This window comes from Paraburkholderia sp. RL17-368-BIF-A (assembly GCF_046054045.1).
Classification (GTDB): Bacteria; Pseudomonadota; Gammaproteobacteria; order Burkholderiales; family Burkholderiaceae; genus Paraburkholderia; species Paraburkholderia graminis.
This window is the reverse complement of sequence record NZ_JARESN010000015.1, coordinates 75512-92324: the sequence shown is the minus strand read 5'-3', so window position 1 is coordinate 92324 and position 16813 is coordinate 75512. Positions and strand designations below refer to the sequence as shown.

General features: G+C 64.2%; 21 protein-coding genes. All 21 read left to right on the top strand.

From position 1 onward, the window contains the following. Positions 1–65 precede the first annotated feature (65 nt). The 21 genes from P0D87_RS23730 (at position 66) to P0D87_RS23630 (ending at position 16731) form a co-directional block, all read left to right on the top strand. Complete coding sequence (locus P0D87_RS23730; protein ID WP_053858807.1) at positions 66–887, top strand: ABC transporter ATP-binding protein; 822 nt, start codon at positions 66–68, stop codon at positions 885–887. 8 nt (positions 888–895) lie between these two features. Beyond that, positions 896–1663 carry a lipid asymmetry maintenance ABC transporter permease subunit MlaE gene (gene mlaE / locus P0D87_RS23725; protein ID WP_053859096.1) on the top strand — a complete coding sequence of 256 codons (768 nt, stop codon included), beginning with the start codon at positions 896–898 and terminating at the stop codon, positions 1661–1663. 88 nt (positions 1664–1751) lie between these two features. After that, positions 1752–2306 carry an outer membrane lipid asymmetry maintenance protein MlaD gene (mlaD, locus tag P0D87_RS23720; protein ID WP_006052274.1) on the top strand — a complete coding sequence of 185 codons (555 nt, stop codon included), beginning with the start codon at positions 1752–1754 and terminating at the stop codon, positions 2304–2306. Positions 2307–2317: 11 nt separating this feature from the next. Then, positions 2318–3379, top strand: coding sequence for an MlaA family lipoprotein (locus tag P0D87_RS23715; protein ID WP_006052275.1), 1062 nt, complete (start codon positions 2318–2320; stop codon positions 3377–3379). A gap of 120 nt (positions 3380–3499) precedes the next feature. Continuing rightward, positions 3500–4132, top strand: coding sequence for an MlaC/ttg2D family ABC transporter substrate-binding protein (locus P0D87_RS23710; RefSeq protein WP_006052276.1), 633 nt, complete (start codon positions 3500–3502; stop codon positions 4130–4132). Beyond that, positions 4129–4440, top strand: a complete 312-nt coding sequence (locus P0D87_RS23705) for an STAS domain-containing protein (protein WP_053858806.1) — start codon at positions 4129–4131, stop codon at positions 4438–4440. The genes P0D87_RS23710 and P0D87_RS23705 overlap by 4 nt, the downstream gene beginning before the upstream one ends. 270 nt (positions 4441–4710) lie before the next feature. Continuing rightward, positions 4711–5643 (top strand): ABC transporter ATP-binding protein, encoded by a 933-nt coding sequence (locus tag P0D87_RS23700; RefSeq protein ID WP_006052278.1) that lies wholly within the window; start codon positions 4711–4713, stop codon positions 5641–5643. Beyond that, the gene (locus P0D87_RS23695; protein ID WP_006052279.1) at positions 5640–6404 is read left to right on the top strand and encodes an ABC transporter permease; all 765 of its coding nucleotides are present in this window, start codon (positions 5640–5642) and stop codon (positions 6402–6404) included. The genes P0D87_RS23700 and P0D87_RS23695 overlap by 4 nt, the downstream gene beginning before the upstream one ends. Positions 6405–6419: 15 nt before the next feature. Further along, positions 6420–6659 carry a BolA family protein gene (locus tag P0D87_RS23690; protein ID WP_006052280.1) on the top strand — a complete coding sequence of 80 codons (240 nt, stop codon included), beginning with the start codon at positions 6420–6422 and terminating at the stop codon, positions 6657–6659. 111 nt (positions 6660–6770) lie between these two features. Further along, positions 6771–8033 carry a UDP-N-acetylglucosamine 1-carboxyvinyltransferase gene (murA, locus tag P0D87_RS23685; RefSeq protein WP_006052281.1) on the top strand — a complete coding sequence of 421 codons (1263 nt, stop codon included), beginning with the start codon at positions 6771–6773 and terminating at the stop codon, positions 8031–8033. Continuing rightward, entirely contained in the window at positions 8030–8728 is a 699-nt protein-coding gene (hisG, locus tag P0D87_RS23680; protein WP_053858805.1) for an ATP phosphoribosyltransferase, read from the top strand. Before murA ends, hisG begins: the two co-directional genes overlap by 4 nt. Before the next feature lie 61 nt (positions 8729–8789). Continuing rightward, positions 8790–10112 carry a histidinol dehydrogenase gene (gene hisD / locus P0D87_RS23675; protein ID WP_006052283.1) on the top strand — a complete coding sequence of 441 codons (1323 nt, stop codon included), beginning with the start codon at positions 8790–8792 and terminating at the stop codon, positions 10110–10112. Between the two features lie 200 nt (positions 10113–10312). Next, complete coding sequence (gene hisC / locus P0D87_RS23670; protein ID WP_029971281.1) at positions 10313–11383, top strand: histidinol-phosphate transaminase; 1071 nt, start codon at positions 10313–10315, stop codon at positions 11381–11383. Positions 11384–11468: 85 nt separating this feature from the next. Further along, positions 11469–12056: an imidazoleglycerol-phosphate dehydratase HisB gene (hisB, locus tag P0D87_RS23665; protein ID WP_006052285.1), complete on the top strand. Its 588-nt coding sequence runs from the start codon at positions 11469–11471 to the stop codon at positions 12054–12056. Positions 12057–12107: 51 nt separating this feature from the next. Next, on the top strand, positions 12108–12728 hold the full coding sequence (locus P0D87_RS23660) for a YchE family NAAT transporter (protein ID WP_006052286.1): 621 nt from the start codon (positions 12108–12110) through the stop codon (positions 12726–12728). Beyond that, positions 12725–13366, top strand: a complete 642-nt coding sequence (hisH, locus tag P0D87_RS23655) for an imidazole glycerol phosphate synthase subunit HisH (protein WP_006052287.1) — start codon at positions 12725–12727, stop codon at positions 13364–13366. Before P0D87_RS23660 ends, hisH begins: the two co-directional genes overlap by 4 nt. Before the next feature lie 214 nt (positions 13367–13580). After that, the gene (gene hisA / locus P0D87_RS23650; protein ID WP_006052288.1) at positions 13581–14333 is read left to right on the top strand and encodes a 1-(5-phosphoribosyl)-5-[(5-phosphoribosylamino)methylideneamino]imidazole-4-carboxamide isomerase; all 753 of its coding nucleotides are present in this window, start codon (positions 13581–13583) and stop codon (positions 14331–14333) included. A gap of 306 nt (positions 14334–14639) precedes the next feature. After that, a complete protein-coding gene (gene hisF, locus P0D87_RS23645) occupies positions 14640–15413 on the top strand; it encodes an imidazole glycerol phosphate synthase subunit HisF (RefSeq protein ID WP_006052289.1) in 774 nt (257 codons plus the stop codon). Between the two features lies 1 nt (position 15414). Continuing rightward, positions 15415–15825, top strand: a complete 411-nt coding sequence (gene hisI, locus P0D87_RS23640; protein WP_006052290.1) for a phosphoribosyl-AMP cyclohydrolase — start codon at positions 15415–15417, stop codon at positions 15823–15825. Next, complete coding sequence (locus P0D87_RS23635; RefSeq protein ID WP_006052291.1) at positions 15822–16214, top strand: phosphoribosyl-ATP diphosphatase; 393 nt, start codon at positions 15822–15824, stop codon at positions 16212–16214. The genes hisI and P0D87_RS23635 overlap by 4 nt, the downstream gene beginning before the upstream one ends. Positions 16215–16335: 121 nt before the next feature. After that, entirely contained in the window at positions 16336–16731 is a 396-nt protein-coding gene (locus P0D87_RS23630; protein WP_006052292.1) for a DUF4870 family protein, read from the top strand. Positions 16732–16813 lie beyond the last annotated feature (82 nt).

Here is a 16813-nt window from a genome sequence, read left to right as displayed (position 1 = left end):
CCTCACGGCAACATTTGCATGATGGCCCTATAATTCGGCCTTCCGTGCAAAAGGATTGTCACTCAGTGTCTTCCCCATCCGAGACCTTACTCGAGCTGCGCGACGTCGACTTCGGTTACGGCGACCGGCTCGTCCTGTCGAACCTGAACCTGCGCTTTCCGCGCGGCCAGGTCGTCGCGGTCATGGGCGGTTCGGGTTGCGGCAAAACAACGGTGCTGCGGCTGATCGGCGGTCTGGTTCGCGCGCAGCGCGGCGAGATTCTGTTCCACGGCGAAAACGTCGGCGCGCAAACGCGCGACGGCCTGTACGCGCTGCGCCGCAAGATGGGCATGCTGTTCCAGTTCGGCGCGCTGTTCACGGACATGTCGGTGTTCGAAAACGTGGCGTTTGCGCTGCGCGAGCACACCGATCTCCCGGAGGAACTGATCCGCGACCTCGTGCTGATGAAGCTCAACGCGGTCGGCCTGCGCGGCGCGCGCGACCTGCTGCCGTCGGAGATTTCCGGCGGCATGGCGCGGCGCGTGGCGCTCGCGCGCGCCATCGCCCTCGACCCCGAACTGATGATGTACGACGAGCCGTTCGCCGGCCTCGACCCGATCTCGCTCGGCATCACCGCGAACCTGATTCGCGCGCTCAACCGGGCGCTCGGCGCGACGTCGATTCTGGTCACGCACGACGTGCCGGAGTCGTTCGCGATCGCGGACTACGTGTATTTCCTCGCCAACGGCGGCGTTCATGCCGAGGGCACGCCGGCGCAACTGCGCGCGTCGACTGATCCGACGGTGCGGCAGTTCATCGACGGCGCGCCGGACGGTCCGTTCAAATTCCACTATCCGAGCAGAACGCCGCTCGCGGCGGACTTCGGCGTCGGCGGAGGGCGGTCATGATCGGCACATTGATCTCCTCGGTCGGCCGCGTGGTGCTCGACGGGCTCGGCACGGCCGGCTACGCGACGCGTTTTTTTCTCCGGCTGCTGGTTGAATTCTTCCCGCTGCTGCGCCGTCCGCGGCTTGTCACGAAGCAGATCCACTTCGTAGGTAATTATTCGCTGGTGATCATTGCAGTGTCGGGGCTGTTCGTCGGCTTCGTGCTGGGCTTGCAGGGCTATTACACGCTCAATCGCTATGGTTCCGAGCAGGCGCTCGGGCTGCTGGTCGCGCTCTCGCTCGTGCGCGAACTCGGGCCGGTCGTCACGGCGCTGCTGTTCGCCGGCCGCGCGGGCACCTCGCTCACCGCCGAAATCGGCTTGATGAAAGCGGGCGAGCAGCTCACCGCGATGGAAATGATGGCGGTCGACCCGGTCAAGGTCGTGGTCGCGCCGCGTCTGTGGGCCGGCATTATCGCGATGCCGATTCTCGCGGCGATTTTCAGCGCGGTCGGTATCGCGGGCGGCTATGTGGTCGGCGTGCTGCTGATCGGCGTCGATGCCGGCGCGTTCTGGTCGCAGATGCAAGGCGGCGTGGACGTCTGGCGCGATGTCGGCGCGGGCGTCGTCAAAAGCGTGGTGTTCGGCCTTGCGGTGACGTTCGTGGCGCTCTTCCAGGGCTACGAAGCGCGGCCGACGCCCGAGGGCGTGTCGCGCGCCACGACGAAGACGGTCGTGTATGCGTCGCTCGCGGTGCTCGGCCTCGATTTTCTGCTGACCGCGCTGATGTTCAGTTAAGACTGCGTTGCCTGTTTTGCCGCTGCGGCGCGTCACTGAGCGCGCGCGGCGGCGCGACGGCGGCGCGGCGATTCACTTTGGGATGACGATGAAAAAGACTGCTCTCGACTTCTGGGTCGGCCTGTTCGTGGTGTTGGGTTTCGTGGCGCTGCTGTTTCTCGCGCTGAAGGCCGGCAACATGAGCTCGCTGTCGTTCCAGGCGACCTATCCGGTCAAGCTGAAGTTCGACAATATCGGCGGATTGAAGGCGCGCGCGCCCGTCAAAAGCGCGGGCGTGACGGTGGGCCGGGTCGCGTCGATCGGCTTCGACAGCAACGCCTATCAGGCGCAGGTGACGATCGACATCGACAAGCAGTATCAGTTTCCGAAAGACACGTCGGCGAAAATCCTGACGTCGGGGCTGCTCGGCGAGCAATACATCGGCCTCGAACCGGGCGGCGATACCGAGATGCTCAAAGCCGGCGACACCATTTCGATGACGCAATCGGCAATCGTGCTTGAAAACCTGATCGGACAGTTCCTCTACAGCAAAGCGGCCGATTCGGGCGCATCGAAGCCGGGCGCCGCATCGGTGGCACCGGCGGCAGCACCCGCTCCGGCACCCGCGGCGGCGGTGCCCGCTTCCGGCTCGGCCGGTCAATAAGGAGAACAACAATGCAGACCTTACAGGCCGGGGGCGCGCGCGTCTTCCGGATGGGTAGACTGGCGGTTGCGGCCGCGATCCTGGCCGGTTGCACGACGGTGCAGACGCCGACCAAGGGCGATCCGCTCGAAGGCCTGAACCGCACCATCTTCACGGTCAACGACAAGCTCGACCAGTACGCGCTGAAGCCCGTCGCGAAGGGCTATGTGTTCATCACGCCGCAGCCGGTGCGCGACAGCGTGACGAACTTCTTCTCGAACATCGGCGACGTCTACATTGCGGCGAACAACCTGCTGCAACTGAAGATCACCGACGGCGTGCAGGACATCATGCGGATCGTGATCAATACGATCTTCGGTGTCGGCGGATTGTTCGACGTGGCGACGCTCGCGAAGCTGCCCAAGCACGACAACGACCTCGGCCTGACGCTCGGCCACTACGGCGTGCCTGCCGGTCCGTATCTGGTGCTGCCGCTGTTCGGGCCGAGCACCGCGCGCGACGCGGTCGGCTCGATCGGCAATTACTATATCAACCCGCTCAGCTACGTCGATCCGGCGGGCTTGAGCTGGGCGCTGTACGGTCTGAACATCGTCAATACGCGTGCGAATCTGCTGAATGCGAGCGACGTGCTGGAAGGCGCCGCGCTCGACAAGTATTCGTTCGTGCGCAACGCATATCTGCAACGCCGCGAGTATCTGCTGTCGGACGGCAAGCAGTCGCAGGCGCTGCCGAACTATGGCGATGAAGCGCCGCTGCCGAAGTACGAAGACGTCGACGGCACGCCCGCCGGCGCGCCGGCCGGTGCAGTGACCGGAACCGCGGGCGCGGCGGGAACGAGCGGTGCTGCCGCCAAGGCGTCGGCTGCATCCGGTGCATCCGGTGTGAGCGCCGTGACGCCGCCGCAAGCCGCGTCAGCCGCTGCAACGGCGAACGGCGCCTCGGCGCCCGAAGCGGCTTCGGGCGCGGAAACGCCGCCGCTCGACCTCAACGGCGGTCCGGAAACCACGCAGATTCCGGCGGGTCAACTGGTGCCGCCCACGCGCTTCAACTTGCCGTCGTTCAAGTTGCGTTGAGCGTGCGGGCGCGGCCGTAACAGATCGATACGACTCTCGCAGTTTGCGCATGGATTGCCGCTGAACTCGCGTGTTAATGTCGCCTCAAACGGTTGCACTATTTTTTAAGCAAGGCTCGATATGAAAAAATTCTTTCTGATTCCGTTGTTTGCTGCGTTGTTCTCTTTCGTGAGTGTTGGAGCATCGGCGCAAGCCGTCGACAGCAGCGCGCCCGACGTGCTCGTCAAGACCGTCACCCAGCAGGTGATCGACGCGGTGCGCGCCGACAAGTCGATCCAGCAGGGCGACATTTCGCACATCACGCGTCTCGTCAACGAAAAGATCCTGCCGTACACGGACTTCCGCCGCACCACGCAACTGGCGATGGGCCGCAACTGGCGCACGGCGACGCCCGAGCAGCAGAGCCAGGTCGTCGAACAGTTCAAGATGCTGCTGATCCGCACGTATTCGGGCGCGCTCGCGCAGGTGCGCGACCAGCAGATCCAGTACAAGCCGTTCCGCATGAATCCCGACGACACGGACACGGTGGTCCGTTCGGTCGTGATGAACAACGGTTCGCCGATCGAGCTCGACTACCGTCTGTACAAGACGCCGCAAGGCTGGCGCGTGTATGACATCAACGTGCTCGGCGCGTGGCTGATCCAGGCTTATCAGCAGCAGTTCAGCGAGCAGATCCAGCAGAAGGGCGTCGACGGACTGATCCAGTTCCTCACGCAGCGCAATCAGCAACTCGCCGCGGGCAAGCAGTCGTGAGCGAAGTGCTGAGCCCCGTCGCTCAACGGTTCGCGAGCGGCGCGACGCTGACCCACGCGAGCGCAAAGGCCGCGCTCGCGGCGGGTCTCGAGCGAATCGCAGCGGGCGCGGGCGGCGTCGATTGCGCGCCGCTCACGCACTTCGATTCATCGGCGCTGGCCGTGCTTCTCGCATGGCGGCGGGCCGCTCAGGCGCGCGGCGGCGCATTCGAAGTTCTCAATCTGCCGGCCGGGCTCGCGAGTCTCGCGCAAGCCTACGGCGTCGATACGCTGATCGCCGGTTCCATCGAAGGCGGTCGTCCCGCGTGAGCGGTCCGGCGCGTTTCAGCGCCGGCTTCACGCGATTCTGCTCACGTCGTTCGCCAGCTTGCCGTCAGCGCCACACGCGCGCGCACCTGACGCGTTCATCACGCTTCCCGCTATCCCCCGACTGAGATAGGGCCGCCAGGTTTTGCCCTATAATCAAACGTTTTTTGGGCCACGGTTAGGGCAATCCCACCGGCCCCAATTCCGTTTTTTCCAGCACTTTGCGCCCGCCCAGGGCTCCTTTAAGCGCCGCGACGCACGCGGCGCACTGTCATGTCAGCCATAGAAATTCGTAACGTCAAAAAGCGCTACAAGGACTTGCAGGCGCTCAAGGGCGTCAGCCTCACGGTGGAAGAAGGCGAGTTCTTCGGGCTGCTCGGTCCGAACGGCGCGGGCAAGACAACGCTCATCAGCATTCTCGCGGGACTCGCGCGCGCGGACGAAGGCAGCATCGCGGTGCGCGGCCACGACGTCGTGGGCGACTTCCGCGCGGCGCGCCGCGCGTTGGGCGTGGTGCCGCAGGAACTCGTGTTCGATCCGTTCTTCACGGTGCGCGAAACCTTGCGCATCCAGTCCGGCTACTACGGTCTGCGCAACAACGACGCGTGGATCGACGAAATCATGGCCAATCTCGACCTCACCGAGAAAGCCGACGCCAACATGCGCGCGCTGTCGGGCGGCATGAAGCGCCGCGTGCTGGTCGCGCAGGCATTGGTGCATCGGCCGCCGGTGATCGTGCTCGACGAGCCGACCGCGGGCGTCGACGTCGAGTTGCGCCAGACGCTGTGGAAATTCATCTCGCGCCTGAACCGCGAAGGCCACACGATCGTGCTGACCACGCACTATCTCGAGGAAGCCGAATCGCTGTGCGACCGCATCGCGATGCTGCGTCGCGGCGAAGTGGTGGCGCTGGACCGTACCAGCACGCTGCTGCAGCGCTTCGCCGGCATGCAACTGTTCGTGCGTTTCGCGCAAGGCGTGCTGCCCGCCGAACTGCGCCCGCTCGAAGCCGAGGGCGGCGCGGGCAACGGCAATGGCCGCCAGCATCTGCTGCGCCTCGCGAGCTATGACGACGTCGAGAAGATTCTCGCGCAATGCCGCGCGGCGGGCTGCACATTCGAAGAAATCGAGGTCCGCAAAGCCGACCTCGAAGATGTTTTCGTTCAGGTGATGAACGGTCCGGAAGTGATCGAGGGGCTCGCATGAGCGGCTATAGCGGTTTCGGCACGCTGTTCTATAAAGAAATCCTGCGCTTCTGGAAAGTGTCGTTCCAGACCGTGCTTGCGCCCATCATCACGGCGCTGCTGTATCTGACCATTTTCGGCCACGCGCTGCGCAATCATGTGCAGGTTTATCCGGGCGTCGAATACACAAGTTTTCTGGTGCCGGGCCTCGTGATGATGAGCGTGTTGCAGAATGCGTTTGCGAACAGTTCGTCGTCGCTGATCCAGTCGAAAATCACCGGTAATCTGGTATTCGTGCTGCTGCCGCCGCTGTCGCACTACGAGATGTTCGCCGCGTATGTTCTCGCGGCGGTCGCGCGCGGTCTCGCGGTCGGTTTCGGAGTGTTCATCGTGACGATCTGGTTTGTGCCCGTCAGCTTCACCGCGCCGCTCTACATCATTCTGTTTGCGATTTTCGGCGCCGCGATTCTCGGCACGCTCGGTTTGATCGCGGGCATCTGGGCCGAGAAGTTCGACCAGCTCGCCGCATTCCAGAATTTTCTGATCATGCCGCTCACGTTTCTCTCAGGCGTGTTCTACTCGACGCATACGCTGCCGCCGGTGTGGCGGGAAATATCGCGGCTCAATCCTTTTTTCTACATGATCGACGGCTTTCGCTATGGCTTCTTCGGGATGTCGGATATCAATCCGCTCGTGAGCCTTGCGATCGTCGCCGGTTTCTTCGTGGTGCTGGCCGTGGTGGCGATGCGCATGCTCGCGTCCGGCTACAAGCTGCGCCACTGACGAGGAGCTTCTCACATGTTGCCGACTCCCGAACAGGTCAAGCAATACATCGCCGCTGGGCTCGCTTGCCAGCATCTCGAAGTCGAAGGCGACGGTCAGCATTTCTTTGCGACCATCGTTTCTCCGAGCTTCGAGGGCAAGCGTCTGATCCAGCGTCATCAACTCGTGTATGCGGCGCTCGGCGACCGCATGCGCGAAGAAATCCACGCGCTCAGCATGAAAACGCTGACGCCCGCCGAATGGCAGAACGCGTAATCTGGAAATTTAGTGCGAATTACTCAGGAAGGACGCGACGCCGGCAGCGGCGCGTCGAACACAATCAAGGCAGTTCCGGCTGAAGTCCGGATCGATCAGGAACACACAGGCATGGACAAACTCGTCATTGAAGGTGGCTACCCGCTGTCGGGTGAGGTCGTTGTCTCGGGTGCGAAGAACGCGGCGTTGCCAATTCTGTGCGCGAGTTTGCTGAGCGCGGAGCCGGTGCAGCTCGACAACGTGCCCGATTTGCAGGACGTGCGCACCATGCTCAAGCTGCTCGGGCAAATGGGCGTGCGCATCGAAAGTGCTGAAGGGCGCGTGTCGCTCGACGCGTCGAAGGTCGACAACCTCGTCGCGCCGTACGAAATGGTCAAGACCATGCGCGCGTCGATCCTCGTGCTCGGGCCGCTCGTCGCACGCTTTGGGCACGCGCGCGTGTCGCTGCCGGGTGGTTGCGCGATCGGCGCGCGTCCGGTCGATCAGCACATCAAAGGCCTGCAGGCGATGGGCGCCGAGATCACGATCGATCACGGCTTCATCGAAGCGCGTGCGGAGCGGCTGAAGGGCGCGCGCATCATCACCGACATGATCACCGTGACCGGCACCGAGAACCTGCTGATGGCAGCCGTGCTCGCCGAAGGCGAGACGGTCATCGAGAACGCGGCGCGCGAACCGGAAGTGGGCGACCTCGCGCACCTGCTCGTGCAGATGGGCGCGAAGATCGAAGGCATCGGCACCGACCGTCTCGTGATCCAGGGCGTGGACAAGCTGCACGGCGCAAAGCACACGGTGATTCCGGACCGCATCGAAGCCGGCACGTTCCTGTGCGCGGTGGCGGCGGCCGGCGGCGACGTCACGCTGAAGAACGTGCGTCCGCAGACTCTGGACGCGGTGACCGCCAAGCTGCGCGAAGCGGGCGTGACGATCGACGAAGGCGACGACTGGATGCGCGTGCGCATGGACAAGCGTCCGAGCGCGGTGTCGTTCCGCACGTCCGAATACCCGGCGTTTCCGACCGACATGCAGGCGCAGTTCATGGCGCTGAACACGGTCGCGGACGGCAAGGCGCAGGTCGTCGAGACGATCTTCGAGAACCGCTTCATGCACGTGCAGGAGCTGAACCGCCTCGGCGCCAACATCACGACCGACGGCAAGACCGCGCTCGTGACGGGCGTCGAAAACCTGTCGGGCGCGAAGGTCATGGCGACGGATCTGCGCGCGTCGGCGAGCCTCGTGATTGCCGCGTTGCGCGCGGAAGGCGAGACGCTGATCGACCGTATCTATCACCTGGATCGCGGCTACGACCGGATGGAAACCAAGCTCAACGCGATCGGCGCGAAGGTGCGGCGCATTGCCGGGAGCCAGGCATGAGTTCGATGCCGCAAACGTCGAGTTCGCCGGCGGTCAGCGCGCCGTTGACGCTGGCTTTGTCGAAGGGGCGTATCTTTGAAGAAACGCTGCCGCTGCTCGCCGCGGCCGGCATCGAAGTCGCCGAAGATCCGGAAAGCTCGCGCAAGCTGATCCTGCCGACCACCGACGCAAATCTGCGCGTGATCATCGTGCGCGCGACCGACGTGCCGACCTACGTCGAATACGGCGCGGCGGACTTCGGCGTGGCGGGCAAGGACGTGCTGCTCGAACACGGCGGCAGCGGGCTGTATCAGCCGGTGGACCTGGACATCGCGCGTTGCCGCATGTCGGTCGCCGTTGCGGCGGGTTTCGATTATGCGAACGCGGTGCGCCAGGGCGCGCGCTTGCGCGTCGCGACCAAGTACGTCGAGACCGCACGCGAGCATTTCGCCGCCAAGGGTGTGCACGTCGACCTGATCAAGCTGTATGGTTCGATGGAGCTCGCGCCGCTCGTCGGTCTCGCGGATGCGATCGTCGATCTGGTGAGTTCGGGCAATACGCTGCGCGCCAACCATCTGGTGGAGGTGGAGGAAGTCATGCAGATTTCATCGCGCCTCGTGGTGAACCAGGCGGCGCTGAAGCTCAAGCGCGCTGCATTGCGGCCGATTCTCGACGCGTTCGAACGCGCGACCAAAGCCGGCGTTGCGGCGGCCTGATATCCGCATCGAATCAGTCTGACCTCGCTTTAAAGCGCGCCTTACCGAAACGGATACCCGTATGTCTATCAAGATTCGAAAACTCGATTCCACGGCTCGCGACTTCCAGAAGTCGCTGCACGCGGTGCTCGCGTTCGAGGCGAGCGAAGACGAAGCAATCGAGCGCTCGGTCGCGCAGATCCTGAACGACGTGAAGGCGCGCGGCGACGCGGCGGTGCTGGAATACACGAACCGCTTCGACCGGCTCGACGCGAAGAGCGTCGCGGCGCTGGAGCTGCCTATCTCCGAACTGGAAGCGGCGCTCGAAAGTCTCGAGCCGAAGCGCCGCGCGGCGCTCGAAGCGGCGGCGGCGCGCGTGCGCGGCTATCACGAGAAGCAGAAGATCGAGTGCGGCAGCCATAGCTGGCAGTACACCGAAGCCGACGGCACCGTGCTCGGCCAGAAGGTCACGCCGCTCGATCGCGCGGGCATCTATGTGCCGGGCGGCAAGGCGGCGTATCCGTCGTCGGTGCTGATGAATGCGATTCCGGCGCGCGTGGCCGGCGTGCGCGAGATCGTCATGGTGGTGCCCACGCCGGACGGCGTGAAGAATCCGCTCGTGCTGGCGGCGGCGTTGCTCGGCGGCGTGGATCGCGTGTTCACGATCGGCGGCGCGCAGGCTGTCGGCGCGCTCGCGTACGGCACCGAAACCGTGCCGGCCGTCGACAAGATTTGCGGCCCCGGCAACGCGTATGTCGCGTCGGCCAAGCGGCGTGTGTTCGGCACGGTCGGCATCGACATGATCGCCGGGCCGTCGGAGATTCTCGTGCTGTGCGACGGGACGACCGATCCGCGCTGGGTCGCGATGGACCTGTTCTCGCAAGCCGAGCACGACGAACTCGCGCAGTCCATTCTGCTGTGTCCGGACGACGCGTTCATTGGCCGCGTGAAGGACGCCATCGACGAACTGCTGCCCACCATGCCGCGCCGCGACGTGATTCAGGCGTCGCTGGAAGGGCGCGGCGCGCTCGTCAAGGTGCGCGACATGGCCGAAGCCTGCGCGATTGCCAACGACATCGCGCCGGAACACCTTGAGATCTCGGCGCTGGAGCCGCATCAATGGGGGCAACTGATCCGCCATGCGGGCGCGATCTTCCTCGGCCGCTATACGAGCGAGAGCCTCGGCGACTACTGCGCGGGACCGAACCACGTTCTGCCTACGTCGCGTACCGCACGGTTCTCGTCGCCGCTCGGCGTCTATGATTTCTTCAAGCGTTCGAGCGTGATCGAAGTGAGCGCGGAAGGCGCGCAGACGCTTGGCGAAATTGCCGCCGAACTCGCTTACGGCGAAGGCTTGCAGGCCCACGCCCGCAGCGCCGAGTACCGGATGCGGCAAGGCGGTTGAGCGGATCGGGGCTCAGGCGCTCCACTGCTGCGCGCCTTGCCCCGCATAAGCCGTTCGACGAATCGCCGCCCCATAACAAGAACGAACAACAAACGCACAACACAGACCAACCCGGCGCGGCGAGCCTGCCGCGCAACGAGGCGTGTCCGCAGCGTCCCATGCGCCTTGCATGCGACGCGCGCGGCCCGGCCCACTGACTTATGACGACACCTCAAGACATCATCCGCCACGACGTGCTCGCGATGACGAGCTATCCGGTACCCGACGCCACCGGCTACATCAAGCTCGACGCAATGGAGAACCCGTTTTCGCTGCCGCCGACGCTGGCCGCGCACCTCGGCGAGCATCTGGCGGGCGTCGCGCTGAACCGCTATCCGGCGCCGCGTCCGGAAGCGCTCATCGAGAAGATCAAACGCACGATGGGCGTGCCGGCCGGTTGCGATGTGCTGCTCGGCAACGGCTCGGACGAGATCATCAGCATGCTCTCGATTGCCTGCGCGAAGCCGGGCGCCAAGGTGCTCGCGCCCGTGCCGGGCTTCGTCATGTATCAGATGTCGGCGAAGCTGGCGAACCTCGAATTCGTCGGCGTGCCGCTGAACAGCGACTTCACGCTCGACACCGAAGCGATGCTCGCGGCCATCGCCGAACACCAGCCCGCGGTTGTGTATCTCGCGTATCCGAACAATCCGACCGGCACGCTCTTTAACGACGCCGACATGGAGCGCATCATCGCCGCGGCGACGAAGAGCCTGGTCGTAATCGACGAGGCTTATCAGCCGTTTGCGCAGCGAAGCTGGCTGCCGCGCGCCGACGCGTTCGACAACGTGGTGGTGATGCGCACGGTGTCGAAGCTGGGTCTCGCCGGCATCCGCCTCGGCTATCTGGTTGGCAAGCCCGCGTGGCTTAACGAACTCGACAAGGTGCGCCCGCCGTACAACACGAACGTGCTGACCCAGGCGGCCGCGGATTTCCTGCTCGATCACGTCGACGTGCTCGACTCGCAAGCGGCGAAATTGCGCGACGAGCGTACGAAACTGGCAGATGCCGTCGCTCAATTGCCCGGTGCCGAAGTGTTTCCGAGCGCCGGCAATTTTCTGCTGGTGCGCGTGCCCGACGCGTCGATTCTGTTCGAAACCCTGCTCACGTCGCGGGTTCTGGTCAAAAACGTGAGTAAAATGCACCCATTGCTGGCGAATTGCGTGCGTTTGACCGTTGGTTCTCCCGACGAAAACGCCCAGTTGCTTGCCGCGCTGAAGCTCGTATTGCACTGAGCGTGCAATAAGCGTGCATTAAGCGGCGGCTCGCCGCTCCCCTCCCACACTACTAGCGCTTTCTAGCCAGATTCGAGGAATTACCATGCGCCTTGCGGAAGTCGTTCGCAACACCAGCGAAACGCAGATCCGTGTCAAGATCAACCTGGACGGCACCGGTCAGCAGAAGCTGGCCACCGGCGTGCCGTTCCTGGACCACATGCTCGACCAGATCGCGCGGCATGGCCTGTTCGATCTCGACATTGAAGCGCATGGCGACCTGCATATCGACGACCATCATACGGTCGAAGACACCGGCATCACGCTCGGCCAGGCCGTCGCGAAAGCAATCGGCGACCGCAAGGGCATTCGCCGCTACGGTCATTCGTATGTGCCGCTCGACGAAGCGCTGTCGCGCGTCGTGATCGACTTTTCGGGCCGTCCGGGCCTCGAGTTTCATGTGCCGTTCACGCGTGCGCGCATCGGCACGTTCGACGTCGATCTGTCGATCGAATTCTTCCGCGGCTTCGTGAACCATGCGGGCGTGACGTTGCATATCGACAATCTGCGCGGCCTGAATGCTCACCATCAAATGGAAACGGTGTTCAAGGCGTTCGGCCGCGCGCTGCGCATGGCCGTCGAACTGGACGAGCGCGCGGCGGGGCAGATTCCGTCGACCAAAGGCAGTCTTTAAGCGACTTATTTACCGGGACCGGAACCGCGCCGTGCGCGCGCCCGGTGTTCAATGGATATTCTGAAGTCGTTTATCTCGCTGCTCGCGCTGATCAATCCGGTCGGCGCGATTCCGTTTTTCATGAGCCTGACGGCGAATCAGAGCGACGTCGAACGGCGCAGGACCATTCGGATCGCGGCTATTTCGGTGTTCTGCGTGATCGCGGTGACGACGCTGCTCGGGCAGCAGATCATCAGCTTCTTCGGCATTTCGGTCGGTTCGCTCGAAGTGGGCGGCGGCATCATCATGCTGCTGATGGCGATCAACATGCTGAACGCGCAGATCGGCAACAGTCGTTCGACGCCCGAAGAGCGCGACGAAGCCGAGCAGAAGGACAACATCGCGGTCGTGCCGCTGGCCATTCCGCTGTTGACCGGCCCCGGCGCGATCAGCACGACGATCATCTATGCGGCCAGCTCGCCGCATTGGTACGACCGCATCGGTCTGATCGCGATCGGCGCGGTGCTGGCGGCGATCTGCTTTTTTTCGCTGCGCCTCGCTGAACCGATTGCACGCTGGGTCGGTCGCACCGGTATCAACATCGGCACGCGGCTCATGGGTTTGATGTTATCGGCGCTGGCGGTGGAATTCATCGTCGATGGACTGAAGGCTTTGCTGCCTACTTTGAAATGAAAACTTCGATAGCGATTGTGGATTACGGAATGGGCAACCTGCGCTCGGTGGCGCAGGCGTTGCGCAAGGCCGCGCCGGAAGCGGACGTGGCGATCGTCGACCAGCCGGAAGCGATCCGCGCGGCCGACCGCGTCGTGCTGCCCGGCCAGGGCGCGATGCCCGACTGCATGCGCAGTCTCGCTGAGTCCGGCCTGCAGGAAGCGGTCGTGGAAGCGTCGCGCACGAAGCCGCTGATGGGCGTGTGCGTGGGCGAGCAGATGCTGTTCGACTGGAGCGCCGAGGGCGGCACGCCCGGCCTCGGGCTCCTGCCGGGCAAGGTGCTGCGCTTCGACCTGGAAGGTCAGGTGCAGGACGACGGCTCGCGCTTCAAGGTCCCGCAGATGGGCTGGAACCGCGTGCGCCAGGCGCAGCCGCATCCGCTGTGGGACGGCGTGGCCGACAATGCGTTCTTCTACTTCGTGCATAGCTATTACGTGGTGCCGGATAATGCCGCGCACACGTCGGGCGAGACGGTGTACGGCGTGCCTTTTACGTCGGCGGTCGCGCGGGACAACATCTTCGCGACCCAGTTTCACCCGGAAAAGAGCGCCGAAGCCGGGCTGCGCGTGTATCGCAACTTCGTGCACTGGAACCCGTGAGCGCCTCGCTTCCTGCTGCGGCGGTGCGCTGTTTTGCCGCCGGCGGGGCATTCGCCGCGCGCTGCGGCGGCCGCATCCTGATTTCGCTTTGCGCCGCCGGTGCGCAAGAGCGTCGAAAGAGTTGTACTAAACTAGCGAGACGGCGTTTGGGCGGGCTGGCCGACCAGCCGCCGCCGCCGACCTTCAACCCATTCCCACTCAACACCCGATTGCTATGCTGCTGATCCCCGCCATCGACCTGAAAGACGGTCAGTGTGTACGCCTCAAACAGGGCGATATGGACCAGGCGACGATATTCTCCGAGGAACCGGCGGCGATGGCCCGACATTGGGTCGAGCGCGGCGCGCGCCGTCTGCACCTCGTCGACCTGAACGGCGCGTTCGCCGGCAAGCCGAGGAACGAAGACGCGATTCGCGCGATCATCGAGGAAGTGGGCGGCGAGATTCCCGTGCAGCTCGGCGGCGGCATCCGCGACCTGAACACCATCGAGCGCTATCTCGACGACGGTCTCGAGTACGTGATCATCGGCACGGCCGCGGTGAAAAATCCGGGCTTCCTGCAGGACGCGTGTACCGCGTTCGGCGGCCATATCATCGTCGGGCTGGATGCGAAAGACGGCAAGGTCGCGACCGACGGCTGGAGCAAGCTGACGGGTCACGAAGTGGCCGATCTGGCGCGCAAGTTCGAGGACTACGGCTGCGAGTCGATCATCTACACGGACATCGGCCGCGACGGCATGCTCCAGGGCATCAACATCGAGGCGACGGTGCGCCTTGCGCGCGCCGTGAAGATTCCGGTGATCGCAAGCGGCGGGCTGTCGAATCTCGCCGACATCGAATCGCTGTGCGAAGTCGAGGGCGAAGGCATTGAAGGCGTGATCTGCGGCCGGGCGATCTACTCGGGCGATCTCGACTTCACGGCTGCGCAGACTTTGGCGGACCGGCTGCGGGAATCGGACGACGCCTGAGCGGCTGCTCGGCTGCGCAGCGGGCGAGTGGGCGAGCGGTTGAACGGATGAGCGCGGCGGCGTGGTCAGCCTCGCGTCTGAGGACAACGCCCGCGGCACGCAAGCACGCGCTGCATGCCTGCTCACCTGCTCGCCTGCATGCGGCGCAATCCGAGCCGCAGTTGGCGGTGGCTTTCTAAACAAGCGCCCCAAGCGCCACGCGCCGAACCCGCCGCGAGCAACTCGGCCCGGCACCCCGGCCCATCACCGCTCGCCTGCGGTCCAGGCGAGCGGCCCCATCAGCGGTATTGGCAGAATTGCAAGATCATGGCTCTAGCTAAACGCATCATTCCCTGTCTCGACGTCACCGCCGGCCGCGTGGTCAAGGGCGTCAACTTCGTCGAACTGCGCGACGCGGGCGATCCCGTGGAAATCGCGCGCCGTTACGACGATCAGGGCGCGGACGAACTGACTTTCCTCGACATCACCGCGACTTCCGACCAGCGCGACCTGATCCTGCCGATCATCGAAGCAGTCGCCTCGCAAGTGTTCATTCCGCTGACGGTCGGCGGCGGCGTGCGCGCCGTCGAAGACGTGCGGCGCCTGCTCAACGCGGGCGCGGACAAGATCAGCATGAACTCGTCGGCGGTGGCGAATCCGCAGCTCGTCAAGGACGCCACGGACAAATACGGCTCGCAATGCATCGTGGTCGCGATCGACGCCAAGCGCGTTTCCGCGGACGGTGAGCCGCCGCGCTGGGAAGTCTTCACGCACGGCGGACGCAAGGCGACCGGCCTCGAAGCCGTCGAATGGGCGCGCAAGATGGCCGAGCTCGGCGCGGGCGAAATCCTGCTGACCAGCATGGACCGCGACGGCACGAAAAGCGGCTTTGACCTCGCGCTCACGCGTGCGGTCTCCGACGCGGTGCCGATTCCGGTGATCGCCTCGGGCGGCGTCGGCAATCTGCAGCATCTCGCCGACGGCATCAAGAACGGCCACGCCGACGCGGTACTCGCCGCCAGCATCTTCCACTACGGCGAGCACACGGTGGGCGAGGCCAAGCGCTTCATGGCCGGGCAGGGCATTTCGGTGAGGTTGTGACGTGGTGAATCCAACGGCAGTCAATTGGCTCGACAAGGTCAAGTGGGACGCGAACGGCCTTGTGCCGGTGATCGCGCAGGAAGCGTCGACGAACGACGTGCTGATGTTCGCGTGGATGAACCGCGAGGCGTTGGCGAAAACCGTCGAACTCGGCCGCGCGGTGTACTTCTCCCGCTCGCGCCAGCGCCTGTGGTTCAAGGGCGAGGAGTCCGGCCACGTTCAGCACGTGCATGAAGTGCGGCTCGATTGCGACGAAGACGTCGTGCTGCTGAAGGTGGAGCAGGTGTCCGGCATTGCGTGCCACACCGGCCGCCACTCGTGTTTTTTCCAGAAATTCGAAGGCTCGACAGATGACGGCGACTGGATTGCCGTCGATCCCGTGCTGAAAGACCCCGAACACATCTACAAATGACGCAGACCACCCAAGCCGCATCCGCCAATCCATCCACGACCGATACGTTGATGCGCCTCGCGGCGATCATCGACAGCCGCAAGGGCGGCGACCCGGACGTGTCGTATGTGTCGCGCCTGTTCCATAAGGGCGACGACGCGGTGCTGAAGAAAATCGGCGAAGAAGCCACCGAAGTCGTGCTGGCCGCCAAGGACACGCGCCACGGCGGCGAGACGAAGGCGCTCGTCGGCGAGGTCGCGGATCTGTGGTTCCATTGCCTCGTCATGCTGTCGCACTACGATCTGAGCCCCGCGGACGTGCTCGCCGAGCTGGAGCGCCGCGAAGGCATGTCGGGCATTGAGGAAAAAGCGCTGCGCAAGAGCCGCGAGCGCGAGCAGAACGGCGATTGAGCGCGCGATTTTCCCGAGTGCGATTTCTGCTGTTTCTTCGCGCGGTTTGCCTTGAAGTGGCGAGCGCCGGCGCCCACATTGCAGTGAACGCATCGCAAACCCATCGTCCGGAGGACGCAGCATGGAACAGTCGCACCAGAGTTATCCGCCGCCGGCTTACCGCCACGCGATCGAGCCGGAGCGGGAACGCAGCCTGCGCACGCTGACGCATGTGCTGTACGCGCTGTATGCGGTTCACTGGCTGACGGGCGGCCTGACGATCCTGATCGCGATCATCATCAATTACGTGAAGCGCGGCGACGCGGCGGGCACGCCGTATGAACCGCACTTCGAGTGGCAGATCCGCACCTTCTGGATCGGCCTGCTGGGTTACGCGATAGGCGGGCTGCTGGTGTTCGTCTTCATCGGCTTTGCGGTGCTGTGGGCCGTCAGCATCTGGATGTTGTACCGTATTATCAAGGGCTGGCTGTATCTGTACGATAACAAGCCGCTTGCGAATCCGCGGGCGTGGTTCTGAATTGGTGTCACGTCGTGCGGCGTCGGCGCAAAGCCGCTCTGCCGCATCGAGCCACGCTTCGCGCTTTAGCCCTACCGCGTCA